5 protein-coding genes are annotated in these 4,842 nt (G+C 31.9%); 2 read left to right on the top strand and 3 right to left on the bottom strand.

Annotated elements, in window-relative coordinates; genetic code table 11:
* Together QZU81_RS10325 and QZU81_RS10320 are read right to left on the bottom strand one after the other, a co-directional pair.
* Positions 1–1,929: ABC transporter transmembrane domain-containing protein (locus QZU81_RS10325; protein WP_295591642.1), on the bottom strand; the 1,929-nt coding region annotated here is incomplete at its 3' end.
* Positions 1,930–2,523: 594 nt separating this feature from the next.
* The gene (locus QZU81_RS10320) at positions 2,524–3,225 is read right to left on the bottom strand and encodes a winged helix-turn-helix domain-containing protein (RefSeq protein ID WP_012955172.1); all 702 of its coding nucleotides are present in this window, start codon (positions 3,223–3,225) and stop codon (positions 2,524–2,526) included.
* Between the two features lie 166 nt (positions 3,226–3,391).
* Here QZU81_RS10320 and QZU81_RS10315 point away from each other — a divergent pair, with 166 nt between their 5' ends.
* Together QZU81_RS10315 and QZU81_RS10310 are read left to right on the top strand one after the other, a co-directional pair.
* Positions 3,392–3,937 (top strand): flavodoxin family protein, encoded by a 546-nt coding sequence (locus QZU81_RS10315; RefSeq protein WP_012955171.1) that lies wholly within the window; start codon positions 3,392–3,394, stop codon positions 3,935–3,937.
* Between the two features lie 26 nt (positions 3,938–3,963).
* Positions 3,964–4,371 carry a flavodoxin family protein gene (locus tag QZU81_RS10310; protein WP_012955170.1) on the top strand — a complete coding sequence of 136 codons (408 nt, stop codon included), beginning with the start codon at positions 3,964–3,966 and terminating at the stop codon, positions 4,369–4,371.
* A 170-nt stretch (positions 4,372–4,541) separates the two neighbouring features.
* Here the strand turns inward: QZU81_RS10310 and QZU81_RS10305 are convergent, their stop codons facing one another.
* Positions 4,542–4,709: a hypothetical protein gene (locus QZU81_RS10305; RefSeq protein WP_295591639.1), complete on the bottom strand. Its 168-nt coding sequence runs from the start codon at positions 4,707–4,709 to the stop codon at positions 4,542–4,544.
* Between the last annotated feature and the right edge of the window lie 133 nt (positions 4,710–4,842).

Raw genomic sequence — 4,842 nt, 5'->3', positions numbered from 1 at the left:
AGTTTCAATAGTGGCCATCGAGGAACTTAGCTTTTTAATAGGATCTGTTAATAATTGCCCATACATAATAACTGCCAATAGAGTCCCTATCTGAATCTCATTACCTGCTAAAAAGTAAATCCCCGCAATATAAACAGTTATCTTACTTATATTTGTTAAAAGGGTTGTAACAGGCACCATAAAATTAGTAACGTTTTTGGATTTGACATAATAGTCAATTACAGTTTGATTCATTTTTTTAAACCCTTTTTCATGGAATGAATCACGATTTGACAGGCCTCTTTCAAAATAGCTCATCAATCTCCCCAACTGCATTTGATGACCATCGTAATAGTTTTTAGATTTGACATCACATACATAAAAGCAAACGGCATAAACCGGCAATATCACAAGGTATATTAAGCTCAACCTGAAGTCTGTCATCACAATCAACACTATTACAAAGACTATAAATAGAATCTGCGCATAAATTTCAGTAAATTTAGATGAAACAAACTCCCTGATGTTCATCACATCGTTGTTTAGTCTGGATAGAACAAGACCCTTTGAATTTTCCTGAATGAAATCGGAACCAACAGCATCAAGCTTATCAAATAATTTCACTCTTAAATCATATGCTACTTTTTCACCTGTGGCCCCCATGATTCTCTTTGGAGGTAATTTAAACAGATATCCTACTGAATACAATACCAGCAACAGGGCAAGACTAATGTAGATAGCAGGGTCATTAGTTGAATTCCAATTGGAAGCCAATAAATCAACTGTTTTTCCGGCAACTTTTGGGGCATAAACCATGCACAATGTGGATATCGTAAGTAAAATCATTGATATTCTTACTTTGGCCTTATCCTCTTTTAACAATGCAGTGAATTTTTCAGAGATACCCTTTCTTTCATCCCATATGCCCTTAGCCTCTTGAGCAATATCCTCCTCAACAATCTCTATTTCCTTCAGATTATCATTTGTATTGGATTTTATGATTTTATCTTCAATATTCAAGACTTCCTCCAAACGCACAGAAGTGGCATATGCACGTGGCCATCTGTCAATTAATGCAGGAATATTAGCTAGAGTAGTGATGAAGTAGGCAACATATACCAGAATAATGAATGAATCAATTACACTATCAGTTTCAAATCCAATGGTGTATCCTGAATTAACCATTGCCAATGTAACCAGGACAATAACATATAAACCCCACATTAATATTGGTCCGAGGTAACATTGACTTTTAATATAGATGACATTTTTATCATAGGAGTTCTCACATGCCTTTTCAAATTCGACTTCATACTCCTGTTTGTTAAATGGAATCCTGCCAGCTATATCATTGATTTTGGATAAGAATAATAAATTTAGTTTACCATATGTCTTTTTAGCTCTGAAAAATATTTCCACAATCTGTTTCATTCTAAAAATTATGATTGCAGAAAGAACACCAATAAATCCTAAGAAAAATAATGCATAAGTTCCATCAATCAATGCTATTTCATATACAATTGCTACGAATGTAACTGGAATAAGCATTAACTGTTCGAGTATCATCACTATAAATCCCTGTTCGGAGGACATACCTCTGGTTGACCTTGTAACTAGCCCTGAAATTTTAAATTTATCAATTTCCTCACGAGGCAAGTTCATCAGAATATGGAATATTTTCTCACGGACAGTATATGCTGATTTTGAAGCCACTCTTGTTGTGAGAAAAGAGATGACATAAACGGCAATCATTGAAATGACGGTATACATTAACATATATAATCCTGATTTGAAAAGCAAATCAACGTTCTGTTCTTTGACTCCAGTCAAAGCCGCACCGAACAAATCAATTATTTCCATTTGAACGAATGTCTGAATGATTATTAATGCGAAAATAAACACTATTGTTTTCCATTGGAATTTTAATGCAACACTCAAAAACTTTTTCATGATAATAATTTAGTTTTAAAATTATAAATATTACATTATATGCAAAACATATCTTTTAATATATTCCACATACCACCAATTAAGTAATTATACTATTCATATTTAAGTAATTATACTAATTTTATTTAAGCAATTACTAATTTATTTTAAGAAATATATCAAAAAAAATAAATAAAAAATTTAATCATATTTTTATAGATATTATTAATTATAAACTATTTAAAATTATTTATTTTAATAATAAACGATTAAAATAAAATAAAACAATATTTAAGAATGATAACAATATTATAATTTCAAAACAATAATTTTATTGGCGAAATCAAATCAATGTTTGTTGGCTGTCAATATAGCTGGGTCATTTACCTCTTTTACAACTCCCTCTCTTTAATCTCAGCAAGTATCAACGGAGAATTAGGATTGTGTCACTTCTGGTTCCTTTTGACCAGTTCCATATTGGCGTGGGCATAATAATAACCAAATTCTCCGATACGTATAGTGAAATTTGTTCGTGAACAGTGAAAACAATATTGCTTGGCAAATTCTTTCTCAATGACACATTATAACCCGTATAAATGTGGCCAATTATTGTAATTACATTAATTTTTGAAATTGATTTATTAAGGACAAAGTTGTATAACCTTTTTTTGTGAGCAGGTATTCGCCACGGTCTTGTTTTTGTGAGATTAAACCTGCATCCTGTAGTTTTTCAAGGTGGAACAGTAGGTTTCCTCCCCTTAATTTAGTTAAATGTGAAAGTTGAGTATATGATTTGTTTTCTACATATAACGATTCTATTATGATAACCCTTTGCTTGCTCGATAACGGTTCAAATACATCGGAAATTAACATATCCACATCCAACTTTTCAATCGGTTCATTTTCATTAAGTTCATATGACACATTAATGGAATTGATCATCTTCAACTCTTCAAAGAAGTATTCCTTAAAGTTATTGTAGCATGGACTACATTCTACGCCACATACAGAATAAAATTTTTCATCCAGCTGTTCATTAAGTTTGTTGAGGTCTGTTTCTTGAGTATTTAAAAAAAGTTCTTTGAACTCTTGGACTATAAATTGTTTGCACTCTTCATTTTTGCAATTTGGGAGATAAAATTCACTACACTTCTCCCCCAGATTGTCTGCAAAATTTTTCTTGATTGAATTAGAGTAGGTGTCCCTAATGCTTTCAATGGCAGTTTGAAGGTTTTGATTGTAATTATTTTCTTTTATTGTAATCAATTCATTTTCTATTCTGTCCAGTCTTTTGATTATTTCATCACTTTCACTCATGTAATAGTCTTTGTAGGAGTGAATTTAAAAATGTTTCTATAGTGTTGTTAAAGGTTACCATTATGCACCTGCTACATTTATATAACGATTAACTATATTAATACGACCTCATATATCATAATATATAATAACTTTAAAGTTATTTCAACAAAGGAGAGTATTAATTATGGCAAAATATATCGTTATAAATGGAAGTACAAGAAAAGGAAACTCATATGCAATTGCAAATTTCATCAAAGAAAAAATTGATGGAGACGTTGAAATATTCAATATAAAAGATAAAGAAATCGGATTTTGTCAAGCTGATAATGCTTGTAAGGCAAAAGACGAATGCATAGTTCAAGATGATGCATATGATTTAATCAATGATCTGGAAGAATGTGACGGTGCATTTATTATCACCCCTATTTTCTTTGGAAGGCTTCCTGGAATGGTCGATGCTTTAATTGACAGATTCTATTCCAAATTCAATCCTGCAAAAGAGATGAAAGCACCAGACGAATCAAAAAAAATAGGTATAGTATTCAGCTATGGTGGAGGAGAAGCAGATTACACACCTGTAGCTGAACATGTCGCATTTGAATTTGGAGTATTAAGATTTGGTGCTCACAAAAATGTTATGTGTAGTGAAAACAATGATCCTAAAGGATTTGAAAGTAAAGACGACCAACAAAGCCAAATTAATGAGTTAATTAGTTGGGTTTGTGAGTAGTAATACAATTCAAGGAAGGTTTTAAAATGAAAATTGCAATAAGATATTATTCAAAAACTGGAAATACTGAAAAACTTGCAGAAGCAATAGGTGAAGCTATCGGTGTTGCTCCAAAAACAATAGATGAACCTTTAAACGAAGATGTTGACATATTGTTCTTGGGAAATAGTGTATATAATGCTGGAGCAGATTCAAAAGTCAAGGAATTCCTCAAAAATATTGATGTGAATGTTGGAAGTATTGTTAATGTCTCATCCGCAGCTCTTATCGAATCAACCTATAAGCAAATAAAAAAAGAAGCTGAAAAATGTGGATTAAACATGGATGATAGAGAATTCCATTGCAGAGGACAATTTAAATTCGTTCATAGAGGTCATCCAAACGAAGAAGATATAAACGAAGCCGTAAACTTTGCTAAAAGTATTGTCAGATAGTTTTCTCTTCTTCTTTTTTCTTTAAACACAATCTTGTACATTAAACTTCCTCGCCTTCCATAATGTGGGCCAGTTCAATAGTATTGAATGCAGGTAAAGCAGAGATTGTCTCTATTGAAAATGTAATTTTCTCTTAATATAAACATACCCCAATATTGCAAAACTAAAAATCAAAGCAACCTAGTTTGTGAATCAATATAGCTGGGTTCATTAACCTCTTTTACAACATCACCATCTTTAACTTCCCCAATCAGCAAGGGCGAATCTGGATTATGCAACTTTTGGTTCCTTTTGACCAGCTTCATGTTGGAGTTGGCGTAACAATAATTGCTTGTCATCAATTGTTTATAATAATTTCAGCATCTTACCCTGCAACTTTTCCAATAATACTCAAGTAGTTACCTTTGCATCATTAGTTGGTTCAGGTTATGTCAGTGATTATAGTAGATGTTCAGGATTTGTATTTCCACC

Source organism: uncultured Methanobrevibacter sp., assembly GCF_902770715.1.
GTDB lineage: Archaea > Methanobacteriota > Methanobacteria > Methanobacteriales > Methanobacteriaceae > Methanocatella.
This window is presented reverse-complemented; position numbering and strand designations above follow the sequence as displayed.